Origin of the sequence: Bacillus aquiflavi (assembly GCF_019915265.1) — a bacterium.
In the GTDB taxonomy this organism is placed as follows: Bacteria; Bacillota; Bacilli; order Bacillales; family Cytobacillaceae; genus Bacillus_BT; species Bacillus_BT aquiflavi.
In genome coordinates this window covers 2,698,422-2,712,071 of the sequence record NZ_CP082780.1, presented here as the reverse complement: position 1 = coordinate 2,712,071, position 13,650 = coordinate 2,698,422, and the positions used below count along the sequence as shown (strand labels likewise).

Below are 13,650 nucleotides of genomic sequence, written 5' to 3'. Positions count from 1 at the left end.
GTAAAAAGTAACCTGTAAAAAGCTTTAAAATAGTAAGGGGAAGGGTTGTTATGAATTAACAAGAACGGTATGATTAAAAAGTAGTTATTAATTCCTAGTAAGGAGGAAGAGAATATGGGACCTATGTTCAGGTCAACTATTTTTATGATTACAATTCTAGTTCTATCTGCTTGTTCAGTATCGGTTGAAGAACAGAAAGAAATTACTAAGGAAGCTGTAACTGAAGTTTTTAAAGGGGATATAAAAGCAGCAAATAAAAAAAATGATGAGATTGAATTTTACATGCCTGACGGTGTTACGATAAAAAAAGAGATGACAAAAAATAATATTGTTTTTGAAAAGGGATTACAAACGTTTATACTTTTTTATAATCCGAACGAAGGATCTGAGAGTGAAGTTGTTTATCAATCGTCTGTTTCCCCTAACATGAAGTATTTAGTGAATGAAACATTTAAAGCAAATGGGAAATTTGGTTTCTTATTAATAAATGAGACAGAACATAATAAATACGAACTTACAGTAGGAATTGGCGGAGTAAAAGTAACGACGGAAACAAAGGCTGGAGATTTAGTCGAAGATGCTAAAATGATGGTTGAAATGGCTTCCTCTGTAAAACTAAAACAATAGAAATTTCATTTGATTTCCAGATTGTTGGCTATTCGCTTTTCGCCTCGGTTGACCATTCAAACAGTCTAAAGAAATGAATTCAAATATTGACTTTGTCTTGCAAGTTCTTAATCGAGCTTGCTTTTTTATTTACATAAAAGTAATTTTAATGAATTTAGATAAGAGTGGCAAAATAAAAGGGGGAAGTTGCTTTAACTAAAGTGTTTTGCTTGCACTTTTCATTAGAATGACTTTCAATCTCTAGTAACCATTTTGTTTTTTCGGTACGGAATATAGTTTAAAAATTATTATTGGAAAATTATATTCCCTTCTATTCAAATGAAGATTACAATATAACTATTATCATGTGTCTTGACAATTGTTAAGAAAAATTTAAAAAGAGTAGGGGGTAACAGAATGAAAGCTTTTTTTGAAAGAAAAGGAGTACGTCTTTCAGCAAAAGTTTATTTTATTGATGCATTGAGCAGTATGGCTTTAGGTTTATTTTCATCATTAATTATTGGACTTATTATAAAAACAATTGGCGAACAAGCTAAGATAAGTTATTTGGTGGAAATGGGAGAACAAGCAATGGGGTTAATGGGGCCTGCGATTGGTGCAGCTGTTGCTTACGGGTTGAACGCTCCGCCTTTAGTTATTTTTGCAGCACTTGTGAGTGGTGCAGCTGGTGCTGAATTAGGGGGACCTGCCGGCAGTTATATAGCTGCGCTCATTTCAACTGAGGCAGGTAAACTAGTTAGTAAAGAAACAAAAATCGATATTATCGTTACTCCTTTTGTGACAATATTTTTCGGTTTTACAGTAGCAGCATTTATCGGTCCTTCAATAGATTATTTTATTAAAGGATTTGGGAGCATGATTATGTGGGGAACAGAACAACGGCCAATTATTATGGGCATTGTTGTTGCCGTTTTAATGGGGCTTGCGTTAACGGCTCCGATTTCTAGTGCAGCGATCGCATTTATGCTTGATTTACATGGCTTGGCGGCAGGAGCAGCAACAATTGGTTGTAGTGCTCAAATGATTGGCTTTGCAATTAGCAGTTATCGGGAAAATAAATTAGGTGGTTTATTTGCACAAGGTATCGGTACATCAATGCTTCAAGTTCCTAATATTATTAAAAATCCACTTATTCTTGTTCCTCCGACAGTGGCTGCCGCTGTCGTTGCTCCATTTGGCACAACAATTTGGTTAATGGAAAATAATGCAGCTGGTGCTGGGATGGGAACGAGTGGTTTTGTTGGACAAATTATGACTTTTACTACGATGGGGTTTAATCTGACAGTCCTTGTCCAAGTTATTGTGTTTCATATTGTTGCACCAGCAGCTATAAGCCTGTTATTATCTGAGTATATGAGAAACAAAGGCTGGATTAAATATGGAGATATGATGCTGCAAATAGGAGGAGAGAGGAAATGAAACAATTAAGCTCTGTAGAAGAATTTGAAAAATTACAAAATAATGGTAAAATTATGTTTTTATTTTCCACAGATTGGTGTCCAGATTGTCGCGTAATAGAGCCGTTTTTACCAGAAATTGAAGCAAAATATAGTGAATTTACGTTTGTGTATGTTGATCGTGATAAATTTATCGATTTATGTTCTCAGTTTGATATTTTTGGAATCCCGAGTTTTCTTGCGTTTGAAAATGGCAAAGAGTTAGGCCGTTTTGTTAGTAAAAATCGTAAAACGAGAGATGAAATTGAACAATTTATTGAGAGCATAAGATAAACTCATCGTCACATTTCTTCAATTTTGTTCGTTTGTTCTATGTCCCCTCCGTCAATTTATTAGATGGAGGGTTTTTTTATTCGTTTGCTCATCATGATGAAGATAAATAGGTGAAAGAAGTTTTACTTTATTGTAAAATGAATAACGGAACATGCCCTTAAAAGGAAGGGAGTATTTAAAAAAGGATAATAACAAAATGAGAAGACAATTAGAGAAACGGCTTGCCCATCCAAATAGGGTGATCTCATATGATCGAGAGCAAGATGAATTACGAATTGAAAGTAAAGAAACAGGAAAAGGGGTTACAATCTCAATCCCTAATATTACAGCTAAATGGCACGAACTCAATGAAAAGGCAATCGAAGAAGTTATTTATTATGTCGAACAAGGTTTAGAAGCAATGAAAGAGCCTCTTCATTTTGCTGGAAAGGAAAGGAGTATTTTTCCTGTCATTCGTTCTACTTCATTCCCAAAGGAAGCTCGTGATGATGTCTCGTTTTTATTTGATGATCATACTGCTGAAACAAGGATTTATTATGCCCTTGACTTAGGGAATACATATCGGTTAATTGATATGGAGATGGTAAAACAAGAGAATTGGGATGTTGAGAGAATTAGGGAAACCGCATTGTTTAACGTACGCTCCCTACCAACGGAATTAAAGGAAGATCACGTTGCTAATAATATATTTTATTTTTTTAATACAAATGATGGATATGATGCCAGTAGAATCTTAAATGAGTCATTTTTGAAAAAGATGAAAGAAAAGGTCAAAGGGACAATGGCGATTGCTGTTCCGCATCAGGATGTTTTCATTATTGCTGACATTCGTAATGATATCGGCTATGATGTACTGGCCCAAATGGCAATGAGTTTTTTTGCTAATGGCCGTGTTCCAATTACAGCTTTATCATTTTTGTACGAAGATGATGAATTAGAACCTATCTTTATTTTAGGAAAAAATCGTAAAAGGTGAGAGGAGAAACAAGAATGAATGTGTTTTATAATTTTCATGGAATTGGTGATACGTTAATTATTTTTATGAAGGATATTGAAAAAAGTGTGTTAACATATGAAAAAAAAGGGGATGCTGTTCGTATTTTTGATACAAATACAAACGAAACAGCCGGCTTTAATTTATTTAATGTAAGCTCTTATTTTAAAGTAGAGGGAAATGGCAATATTGAGTTAAATGAAGAGCTTTTGCAAAACATAAATGATTCACTTGAGAAAAATGGATTTACAACTAAGTTAGAAGCTGATCTCTCTCCGAAATTTGTTGTTGGCTTTATTACAGAAAAAGAAAAACATCCAAATGCTGATAAGCTAAGTATTTGTAAAGTGAATGTCGGGGAGGAACAATTACAAATTGTTTGCGGTGCTCCTAACGTTGAGGCTGGCCAAAAAGTTGTTGTGGCTAAAGTGGGTGCTGTTATGCCGAGTGGAATGGTTATTAAAGATGCAGAACTTCGCGGTGTACCATCAAGTGGAATGATTTGTTCCGCCAGAGAACTTGAGCTTCCAAACGCACCGCAAGAAAAAGGCATTCTTGTTCTTGAAGGTGATGATGAAATTGGAGAGACTTTCACCTTTTAAGATAAGCATTTTTAATTTGTAAAAATAAATTTAAAATTGTTGATTTTATCTATAATCTTGGAATTGGTTTATTTAACCAATTCCTTTTTTAAAAAGGTTGACAGTTTAAACATAGTTATTTCAATTATTTTTTCTCGAATTATAATAATGAACTGTTAAAATAAAAAGGAGATCTTATTCATTTCAACAATCTCTAGAAGCTTAGCAGAAAGAGTGATAAATTTGAGTTGGTTTAAAAAGCTTTTTCAAAGATTTATGGATGACGGTGATCATGAGGCTAATAATATGAATAACCATAATGGAGAAAGCGATACATATAAACAATCTCATTATAAAAGTAAAGAGATCGATGCTCGGATCATGTATCAATACCCAAAAGGGAATTTCCGCTTCCCAATTAAACTTGACGAAGCACAGGGAAGTGAACGTCGTATCCAATCTGCCTCTATACTTAAAGAGGAAAATAATGAAGAGACGATAAGTATAAAAAGAAATGAGCCAGATCAGAAAATCATTAGTAAAAAGATTCGCAGCCCATTTCGGCCAACTGAAATTCCTTCTCCTATTCATGGTTTTGAACGACCGAAAGAAAAAAAGAAGATTGAATACGAATTAACAAGTTTTCAGTCTTTCGAAGAGCAAACTAATATGAAAAGCAGGGAAGAAGTACAGAAAGATCAAACAGCTTCAATAAGTCAGCAACAAAATGTTAATAAAAAACATGATAGTGATATCAAGCAAAGTGATTTTATTGAACAGACTTTACCAATAGAAGATGAGCAGAGTAAGGAGAATTTAAAGCTGTCTCAAAGTCAGATCAAATTGGAGAAAAAACAGGAAAAGTCAGTAACCCGTAATCAAGAGACTATTAAAGGAAGGTCTCATTTGCCTTTTAATGTAATAATGTTAAAGCAAGACAAACGTAGGCTTGAAGAACGGAAAAAAAGAAGAAGTGAAGAGCAAAGGATAAATAATAACATAAGTGAAAGGAAACAGAACTCAGCAAATCATTTTGTACATCATGAAGTGTCAGAAGGATACGAATTCCCCTATGTTCATTTTCTTCATCCACCTATTTTAAATAAACCTGACGCAAACTGGCTTAATGAGCAGGGGGAGCTTTTAAATGAAACATTAAAGAACTTTAATGTAAGCGCTAAAGTAGTGAATGTCACACAAGGACCTTCAGTGACTCAATTTGAAGTTCAACCAGATATCGGTGTAAAAGTAAATAAAATCACAAATTTGGCCGATGATATTAAACTAAGTTTGGCGGCACGCGATATAAGGATTGAGGCACCAATACCAGGGAAACATACAGTAGGTATTGAAGTTCCAAATAAAAATAGCCGCCCAGTACTTATAAGTGAAGTAATCAATAGTTCCGAGTTTAGAAATTTCTCATCTCCTCTTGCTGTTGTATTAGGGTTGGATATTTCCGGTAAACCAGTTGTTGCAGATTTAATCAAAATGCCTCACGGATTAATTGCTGGAGCAACAGGTTCAGGAAAAAGTGTTTGTATCAATACAATGCTTATTAGTCTTTTATATAAAGCTGATCCAAATGAGTTGAAATTATTGTTAATCGATCCAAAAATGGTCGAATTAGCTCCATATAATCGTATTCCTCATCTTATAAGTCCTGTTATTACGAATGTAAAGGCTGCTACAGCGGCATTAAAATGGGCTGTTGAGGAGATGGAGCGGCGTTATAAACTGTGTGCACATGAAGGTGTGAGGGATATTTCACGTTTTAATGCTGAGGCTGAAAATAAATTACCTTATATTGTCATTGTTATTGACGAATTAGCCGATTTAATGATGATGTCGCCAGCAGATGTTGAAGAAGCTATTTGTCGAATTGCTCAAAAAGCAAGAGCAGCCGGAATACATTTAATGATTGCAACACAGCGTCCATCAGTCGATGTTATTACAGGTTTAATTAAAGCAAATATTCCAACAAGAATAGCCTTTTCTGTTTCATCTCAAGTTGATTCTCGAACGATTATTGATATGAGCGGCGCAGAAAGATTATTAGGACGTGGCGATATGCTTTATATGGGGAACGGATTAGGAAAACCAGTTCGTCTACAAGGTACATTCGTTTCTGACGAAGAAATTGATCAAGTTGTTGCCCACGTTAGAAATCAACAGAAGCCAAACTATTTGTTTGAACAAGAAGAATTATTAAAAAAATCTCAGATAGCGGATGAAGAAGATGAATTATTTTTTGAAGCATGTGAATTTATCGTAAACCAAGGCGGTGCTTCCGCATCAAGTTTACAACGCCGCTTTCGAATTGGGTATAATCGAGCCGCCCGCTTAATTGATCTAATGGAACAACAAGGGATTATTTCCGAAGCAAAAGGAAGCAAGCCACGAGATGTGTTAATATCAGAATCAGATTTAGAATCAATATAATGTCTAGTACAATATTTAAATCCATGGTATTCTTTACATGCATAATTAAAATACGATAACCACATAAAAAGATATAGGGAATAATTGATACGAGGGGTCATTAGGATGATGAAGGAAATCGAACTTAAGCTACAAGGAAAAATCAAACGATTAACGAATAAAACATTTAAATTTGACGAAAGAATTAGAGATGGTTGGTTTTCTTCTGTATATTTTTTTAAGACCAGTGATATTATTCGTAAGTACCATAAAGACAATATTGTCACAATGCAATTTTTTCAAAAAGAACATGCGGTTTTGTGTGGAACAGATGAAGTAATTGCACTGGTAAAAACGTTTGCTCACAACCCTGAGGAACTTGAAATTTACTCTTTAAAAGATGGAGACAAAATAAAACCTTTTGAAACAGTATTAACGATTACAGGTCCATATCAAAACTTTGGTTATTTAGAAGGAATTATCGACGGTATTTTATCAAGACGCACTTCTGTGGCAACGAATGTATATAATGTTGCAAGAGCTGCTGGGATCTCTGGAAAGCAAAAGCCGATTATTTTTATGGGTGATCGTGACGATCATTATACTCAACAAGCGGGGGATGGCTACTCTGCATATATTGGAGGATCAACAGCTCAAGCAACTCATGCAATGAATGAGTGGTGGGGCAAACAAGGGATGGGAACGATGCCTCATGCGTTAATTCAACTGTTTAACGGTGATGTTGTAGAAGCTACAAAAGCATATGCAAATACATTTCCAGAAGATGAATTAATTTCTCTTGTTGATTATAATAATGATGTCATTACGGATTCTTTAAAGGTTGCACGTGTATTTGGGGACAAGCTTAAAGGAGTAAGAATTGATACTTCTAGAACGTTAATTGATCAATATTTTTTAAGAAATCAACATTTACTTGGCACGTTTGATCCACGCGGTGTAAATATAGAGTTAATTTTTGCATTACGAAAAGCGTTAGATGATGAAGGGTTTCATCATGTGAAAATTGTAGTCAGCGGGGGTTTTAATGAAGAGCGCATTCAGGAGTTTGAAGAACAGAATGTTCCTGTAGATATGTATGGAATAGGGAGCAGCTTATTAAAGATAAATATTGGATTTACTGGTGACAATGTGATGTTAAATGGGAAACATCAGGCTAAGGCTGGACGCAGGTATCGTCCAAATCCGCGTTTAGAAAAGGTAGAATAACTTTTCTTAAGAGAAGTTATTAGATTGTTGACATTTTTGTCTATCTCTCCCCACTAGAAAGTGGGGTTTTTTCATCACCGTTTAACTTTTACTCATTTTTTTAATTAAAAAAAGTGTAATAAATTGAAATGATACTAATGGTTTTATGGTTTATTTATCATGTTTTATGTACAAAGAAAAGTTATTTTTCTGTTTAGAAAATTCAGTAAAATAGTTTTTAAGGATGAAAAGTGATATAATATTAAATTGTGTAAAGATCAAATACATAATGTTCATCTAATGGGGGAAATATGTGCATCCTTACAAGCGTTTTTAGATGAATGTCATATACTGTTTACAGATAGATCGTTGGAGGTTCTTTATATGACTATTTACCATTTTGTGGGAATCAAAGGATCTGGAATGAGTGCATTAGCACATATTCTTCATGATATGAATTATCATGTTCAAGGGTCAGATGTGGAGAAGCGTTTTTTCACACAGCAAGCACTTGAACAATCAGGAATAAAGATCCTTCCTTTTCAAAAAGAAAATATAGAACCTGGCATGACAATTATTGCCGGAAATGCATTTCCAGATACACATGAAGAAATTGAAGAAGCGATGAAACTTGGTTTGCCTATCGTTCGATATCATCGTTTTTTAGGTGACTTTATGCAAAATTTTACAAGTATTGCAGTTACTGGTTCGCATGGTAAAACATCAACTACCGGTTTATTAGCCCATGTGATGAAGGGAGCAAAACCAACCTCCTTTTTAATTGGAGATGGAACTGGGAGAGGAGAAAGAGACGCTAAATATTTTGCTTTTGAAGCATGTGAATATCGACGTCATTTCTTATCATACTTTCCTGACTATGTCATTATGACGAACATAGATTTCGATCATCCTGATTATTTTGCTAATATCGATGATGTTTTTTCTGCCTTCCAAGAAATGGCTTGGCAAGTGAAGAAGGGTATTATTGCTTGTGGTGATGATGAGCAGCTCCAGAAAATCCAAGCTAAAGTACCAGTTATCTTTTACGGCTTTAATGAAGATAATGACTTTCAAGCTAGAAATATTGAAAAATCAGAAAAGGGTACAGTATTTGATGTATTTGTACGAAATACATTTTATGGTACGTTTTTGATCCCGACTTTTGGCAGTCATAATATCCTAAATGCATTAGGTGTGATAGCGCTATGTCATTATGAAGAAATTGATGTAAATGTTGTGCGTAAACAATTAGAATCGTTTCGAGGTGTAAAGCGCAGATTCAGTGAGAAAAAAATTGGCTCACAAATTATTATTGATGATTATGCGCATCATCCGACAGAAATTAAAGCAACTATCGATTCTGCAAGACAAAAATATAGTGATCGTGAAGTTATTACTGTGTTTCAACCACATACGTTTACAAGAACACAAACATTTTTAAATGAGTTCGCAGAAAGTTTGAATATGGCTGACAAAACATATTTATGTGAAATTTTTGGCTCAGCTCGTGAAAATCATGGAAAACTCTCGATTGAAGATTTGCAAAATAAAATCGAAGGCTCGGAAATATTGCTTGAAGAGGATACATCCCCATTAAAAGAACATGAGAACGCAGTGATCATTTTTATGGGGGCTGGTGATATTCAAAAGTTCCAAGGAGCTTATGAAAAATTGTTACAAGGAAAATGATCATTCTGTTAAATTTAAAAGTAAATCGAAAAGGATGCTGGGTGTGGTGTTACCTCATCCTTTTTTAGAATCGATTCTTCAATTATTATTACTGCGTAAGCGAATAAACTCTCAAAAGAAAGCGCCTTCAATTGTTTAAAAATGTGTTCTTTTTTTGATACCTCCCTCATTTTCTTTAAAACGCTAAAGCAGGAAATTTTAAATATTATTTTGAAAATATTTTATAAAATGAATTGTTAATAGAAAGTGATTTACTGTACAATCAAATAGAGGGGGAGGGAATGATAAGTGGAAATTATCTTATATGCGAGTATTGCATTAATTGCAATTGCATTTTTTATACTTGTTATTTATTTAGTTCCAGCATTAAAATCACTAAAATTAACAATGAATAGTGTTCCAAAGACATTGGATGGTTTGGAGAAACAACTGGAAGGTGTTACGAGAGAGGTTGCTGAGCTTTTACATAAAACGAATGCTCTTGCAGAAGACATTCAACAAAAGTCTAAAGATTTAAATACTGTTGTCTACGCTGTAAAGGACGTAGGACATACGGTTCAAAAATTTAATCAATCACTTTCTACTGTTTCTCAATCTATCTCTAACGGGATGGTGCAAAATAAAGAGAAAATTTCTCAAGTGGTGCAATGGGGTACTGTTTTAGCTGAACTTCGGAACAAATGGAAGAAAAATAAGCAAGAAAAAGAATTATCTAAACGTGACCACATTTATGAGCTAAAACGAAAACGGGAAAAAGCAAAATCATAAGAGCAAAGCTTATTAGGAGGAGATTTGTATGACGAAAAAAGAGCGAAATCAATTAGAAGAAAAAGAGGAGCGTAGTAATGCGAAAGACTTTTTAGTCGGATCTATAGTCGGAGCAGTTGTTGGGGCAGCTACAGCTTTGTTATTAGCACCAAAATCAGGGAAAGAACTCCGTAAAGATTTAAATGAACAAGCTAGTTTATTAAAAGAGAAAACAGAAACCCTTAAAGATACCGCTATAACAAAAGGAAGCGATCTTGCTGCAGCAGCAAAAGAAAAAACGAATACATTAACAAAGGCTGTTTCGGAACAATCGTCTCAATTATTGAATAAAGTAAAGAGCATTAAAAAGTCTGAGAGTAGTGAAACAACTGATGAAGCAACAGGAGCAGATAGTGATATTAAAACAAAACTAAAAGAGACACAAAAGGCATTTGAAGAAACTGAAGCGAATTTATAAGTATTATAAATTCTCTCAATATTTTGTTAAAGTATCATAAGTTTGAGTTACGAGCAGTGAAGTGATATTGTTGGCTTCACTGCTTATTAAATGGTGGGAGGAGATAGAAAATGGAAAAAATAGATTCAGTTACTCAATTCGAAAAAGTTCTAGAACAAAACGAACGGGTTATTTTGTTAAAACATAGCAATACTTGTCCGGTTAGTCAAGGAGCTTTTGAAGAGTATGAAAAATTTTTTAAAGAACATTCTAATTTAACAGGATATTATTTAGTTGTTCAGGAAGCACGTCCATTATCAAATCATATTGCAGAAACTTTTCATATTAAGCATGAATCTCCACAAGCAATCATATTTTTAAATCATCAAGTTGTTTGGCATGAATCTCATTGGAACATCACGTTTGAATCTTTGTTGGAGGCAATAAAAAAATCAATAACAATTTTTTATCATTTGAGGGCGTTCAGTGTGAACGCCTCAAATTTATCTACAAACTTTTTTAAAGTCAATATTTGAAGTGATGCTCTTAGATTGACAGTAGTAATAAAAAATATTTATTATTTGTAGCCAAATTGAAGATTGGTTTTAAATTGGTTGTTCCAAATACTTTATTACATAAAAGCGTTCAATTAATAAAGAAATTTGCGTGACAAGTAAACTCATTTGCTTTATAATGAATGCAATTATAAAAAATCACCATATCTCCAGACTTTATTAAAGATAAGACGTTCAATTAGAAATATTTCCCCAAATATTAAATTTGAAAGGAAGCGTTGAACTTTGAGTTTAAATGAATTAGATCAACTTCGAAACCGAGTAGATGAATTAAATCTTCAGCTTTTACATGCTATTAACGAAAGAGCAAAGCTTGTTCAAGAAATTGGAAGAGTCAAAGAAGGTTTATATCGTTATGATCCAGTACGTGAAAGAAAAATGCTTGACCATATTAAAGAGAATAACGATGGTCCATTTTTGAGATTCAAACGATAGAACATATTTTTTTAAAGAAATATTTAAGGCGGGATTAGAACTACAAAAGGATGATCACCGCAAAGCATTACTTGTGTCCCGCAAGAAAAAACCAGAAGATACCGTTATTGATTTAAAAGGTGAAAAAATTGGTAATGGTAATCCGAGTTTTATTTTTGGTCCATGTGCAGTAGAATCATATGAGCAAGTTGCAACAGTTGCAAAAGCTGTTAAGGATAAAGGCTTTCAACTTTTACGTGGCGGAGCGTATAAACCTAGAACGTCTCCATACGATTTTCAAGGACTGGGTGTTGAAGGGTTAAAAATTTTAAAACGAGTAGCAGACGAATACGATATGGCTGTGATTAGTGAAATTGTCAGCCCTAATCAGATTGAAACTGCACTTAATTATATTGATGTGATTCAAATTGGTGCACGCAACATGCAAAACTTTGAGCTATTAAAGGCTGCCGGCGCTACTAATAAACCAGTACTATTAAAACGAGGACTTGCGGCAACGATTGAAGAATTTATTAATGCTGCTGAGTATATTATGTCACAAGGAAACGGACAAATTATTCTTTGTGAACGAGGTATTCGTACGTATGAACGGGCAACCCGCAATACATTAGATATTTCCGCTGTACCGATTTTAAAACAAGAAACTCATCTTCCTGTATTAGTTGATGTCACTCATTCAACTGGTCGACGGGATTTGCTTCTTCCAGCGGCAAAAGCGGCCCTGGCTATTGGAGCTGACGGTGTAATGGCGGAAGTACATCCAGATCCAGCTGTTGCGCTATCTGATTCAGCACAACAAATGGATTTAAATCAATTCGATAAATTTATTAACGATTTAAAATCTGCATCTTTTGTTCATATTTAAAGTGGATATTTAAAATAGGTTTGTATGAATTGGAACTGACTAACTGTCAGTTCCTTTCTGTTATGCGAAAATTGGATCTGCTAGCTTTAAAAACTAAATTTCGAATAGGGAGGTTATTCTATTAGTGAACTTTATTTATTATGTAAACTTTTTTTAAATTTTCGTGAAAATAATGGGCTTTTCGTTGCGGGTTTTTTCCGTCTATAATATGATTAAATACATGATTATACAAGTTAATTACATCACAAACTTTGAAATATGATTAGTAATCCTTATCTTGAAGCAAAATAGAAAAAAATAAAGGAGTAGATCCGAATGAATATAACGATCTATGATGTTGCGAGAGAAGCAAATGTATCAATGGCAACAGTCTCTCGTGTCGTTAATGGAAATCCAAATGTAAAACCAGCAACAAGAAAGAAAGTATTAGATGTTATTAATAAGCTTGGTTACAGACCGAACGCTGTTGCACGCGGATTAGCAAGTAAAAAAACGACAACTGTTGGAGTGATCATTCCCGATATTTCAAGTATATTTTTTGCGGAGCTTGCTAGGGGAATTGAAGATATTGCGACAATGTATAAATATAATATTATTATAAATAGTTCAGATCAAAATAAGGAAAAAGAATTACGTCTGTTTAATACGATGCTAGGAAAGCAAGTCGATGGGCTCGTATTTATGGGAGATAATATTACTGAAGACCATGTTGCAGAGTTTGAAAAATCACCTGTTCCGATTGTTCTCGCTGGATCAATAGAGGAATCTGGAAAAATACCATCTGTAAATATTGATTATGAGCAAGCTACATTTGATTCAATCCAAACTTTTATTGAAAAAGGTCATAAAAATATTGCCTTTGTAATTGGTCCTTTACATGAACCGATTAATAAAAACAAAAAATTAGCTGGATATAAACGTGCCTTATCCCATGCAGGAATTGAGTTTCGCGAGGAGTTAGTCGTAGAAGGGGATTATACATATGACTCTGGAATTGAATCATTTGAAAAGCTTATTGAATTAGAAAATAAACCAACTGCTATTTTTGTTGGTTCAGATGAAATGGCTTTAGGGGTTGTTCACGGGGCTCAAGATAAAAGCTATGAAATCCCACGTGATTTTGAAATCATTAGTTCGGATAATACACGATTATCGTTAATGGTACGTCCTCAATTAACGACAATTGTTCAGCCTTTATATGATATTGGAGCTGTTGCTATGCGACTATTAACGAAATATATGAATAAGGAAACAGTGACGAATCATATAGTCGTTCTACCGCATCGGATTGAACAAAGAAGTTCAACATTGGGTTAAGAGTAA

Annotated in this window: 11 protein-coding genes and 2 pseudogenes; all 13 read left to right on the top strand. The window is 34.1% G+C overall.

Going from position 1 to position 13,650, the window contains the following annotated elements; genetic code table 11:
* The first annotated feature begins 114 nt into the window (after nt 1–114).
* Nucleotides 115–627 (top strand): hypothetical protein, encoded by a 513-nt coding sequence (locus tag K6959_RS13075; protein WP_163242354.1) that lies wholly within the window; start codon nt 115–117, stop codon nt 625–627.
* Nucleotides 628–1,023: 396 nt separating this feature from the next.
* Nucleotides 1,024–2,046 (top strand): PTS sugar transporter subunit IIC, encoded by a 1,023-nt coding sequence (locus K6959_RS13070; protein ID WP_163242353.1) that lies wholly within the window; start codon nt 1,024–1,026, stop codon nt 2,044–2,046.
* Entirely contained in the window at nt 2,043–2,357 is a 315-nt protein-coding gene (locus tag K6959_RS13065) for a thioredoxin family protein (protein WP_163242352.1), read from the top strand. The genes K6959_RS13070 and K6959_RS13065 overlap by 4 nt, the downstream gene beginning before the upstream one ends.
* A gap of 196 nt (nt 2,358–2,553) precedes the next feature.
* The gene (locus K6959_RS13060) at nt 2,554–3,333 is read left to right on the top strand and encodes a DUF1444 domain-containing protein (RefSeq protein WP_262421791.1); all 780 of its coding nucleotides are present in this window, start codon (nt 2,554–2,556) and stop codon (nt 3,331–3,333) included.
* Nucleotides 3,334–3,347: 14 nt separating this feature from the next.
* Entirely contained in the window at nt 3,348–3,953 is a 606-nt protein-coding gene (gene ytpR, locus K6959_RS13055; protein ID WP_163242350.1) for a YtpR family tRNA-binding protein, read from the top strand.
* 222 nt (nt 3,954–4,175) lie between these two features.
* Nucleotides 4,176–6,374 carry a DNA translocase FtsK gene (locus K6959_RS13050; protein WP_223086715.1) on the top strand — a complete coding sequence of 733 codons (2,199 nt, stop codon included), beginning with the start codon at nt 4,176–4,178 and terminating at the stop codon, nt 6,372–6,374.
* A 108-nt stretch (nt 6,375–6,482) separates the two neighbouring features.
* The gene (locus K6959_RS13045; protein ID WP_223088389.1) at nt 6,483–7,580 is read left to right on the top strand and encodes a nicotinate phosphoribosyltransferase; all 1,098 of its coding nucleotides are present in this window, start codon (nt 6,483–6,485) and stop codon (nt 7,578–7,580) included.
* Between the two features lie 363 nt (nt 7,581–7,943).
* Entirely contained in the window at nt 7,944–9,248 is a 1,305-nt protein-coding gene (murC, locus tag K6959_RS13040; RefSeq protein WP_163242349.1) for a UDP-N-acetylmuramate--L-alanine ligase, read from the top strand.
* A gap of 288 nt (nt 9,249–9,536) precedes the next feature.
* Complete coding sequence (locus K6959_RS13035) at nt 9,537–10,016, top strand: DUF948 domain-containing protein (protein WP_163242348.1); 480 nt, start codon at nt 9,537–9,539, stop codon at nt 10,014–10,016.
* Between the two features lie 28 nt (nt 10,017–10,044).
* Nucleotides 10,045–10,473, top strand: coding sequence for a YtxH domain-containing protein (locus K6959_RS13030; protein ID WP_163242347.1), 429 nt, complete (start codon nt 10,045–10,047; stop codon nt 10,471–10,473).
* A 110-nt stretch (nt 10,474–10,583) separates the two neighbouring features.
* Nucleotides 10,584–10,898 (top strand): annotated as a pseudogene (ytxJ, locus tag K6959_RS13025) (bacillithiol system redox-active protein YtxJ); the annotation flags it as partial.
* Nucleotides 10,899–11,252: 354 nt separating this feature from the next.
* Nucleotides 11,253–12,327: pseudogene (locus K6959_RS13020) on the top strand (bifunctional 3-deoxy-7-phosphoheptulonate synthase/chorismate mutase).
* Between the two features lie 315 nt (nt 12,328–12,642).
* Nucleotides 12,643–13,644 (top strand): catabolite control protein A, encoded by a 1,002-nt coding sequence (gene ccpA / locus K6959_RS13015; protein ID WP_223086711.1) that lies wholly within the window; start codon nt 12,643–12,645, stop codon nt 13,642–13,644.
* Nucleotides 13,645–13,650: the final 6 nt, after the last annotated feature.

Bases quoted from the DNA above. Each gene is read 5' to 3' on its own strand.
- K6959_RS13060 (WP_262421791.1), top strand. From the start codon at position 2,554: ATGAGAAGACAATTAGAGAAACGGCTTGCCCATCCAAATAGGGTGATC.
- K6959_RS13075 (WP_163242354.1), top strand. From the start codon at position 115: ATGGGACCTATGTTCAGGTCAACTATTTTTATGATTACAATTCTAGTT.
- K6959_RS13070 (WP_163242353.1), top strand. From the start codon at position 1,024: ATGAAAGCTTTTTTTGAAAGAAAAGGAGTACGTCTTTCAGCAAAAGTT.
- murC (WP_163242349.1), top strand. From the start codon at position 7,944: ATGACTATTTACCATTTTGTGGGAATCAAAGGATCTGGAATGAGTGCA.
- ytpR (WP_163242350.1), top strand. From the start codon at position 3,348: ATGAATGTGTTTTATAATTTTCATGGAATTGGTGATACGTTAATTATT.
- K6959_RS13065 (WP_163242352.1), top strand. From the start codon at position 2,043: ATGAAACAATTAAGCTCTGTAGAAGAATTTGAAAAATTACAAAATAAT.
- K6959_RS13030 (WP_163242347.1), top strand. From the start codon at position 10,045: ATGACGAAAAAAGAGCGAAATCAATTAGAAGAAAAAGAGGAGCGTAGT.
- ccpA (WP_223086711.1), top strand. From the start codon at position 12,643: ATGAATATAACGATCTATGATGTTGCGAGAGAAGCAAATGTATCAATG.
- K6959_RS13045 (WP_223088389.1), top strand. From the start codon at position 6,483: ATGAAGGAAATCGAACTTAAGCTACAAGGAAAAATCAAACGATTAACG.